Here is a 255-nt window from a genome sequence, read left to right on the forward strand (position 1 = left end):
CGCCGCACCAGCCGCTGCGCGAGCACGCCGAGCAGCGACGAGGCGAGCAGATACGGCTCGCCGCCCCTGTCGGTCAGACGCGTGACGGCCGATGTCGCGGAGTTCGTGTGCAGCGTCGCGAGCACCAGGTGGCCGGTCAGCGACGCCTGCACCGCGATTTGCGCGGTTTCGAGGTCGCGGATTTCACCGATCATGATGATGTCCGGGTCCTGACGCAGAATCGAGCGCAATGCGCGCGCGAAGCTCATGCCGATC

Annotated in this window: 1 protein-coding gene; it reads right to left on the reverse strand. The window is 67.8% G+C overall.

Annotation, left to right across the window (positions count from 1 at the left end; translation table 11 throughout):
• Positions 1–255: GspE/PulE family protein (locus tag VSR82_RS40420; RefSeq protein WP_498858966.1), on the reverse strand; the 255-nt coding region annotated here is incomplete at both ends.

It is taken from the genome of Burkholderia sp. JPY481, assembly GCF_038900515.1.
Taxonomy (GTDB): Bacteria; Pseudomonadota; Gammaproteobacteria; order Burkholderiales; family Burkholderiaceae; genus Paraburkholderia; species Paraburkholderia youngii.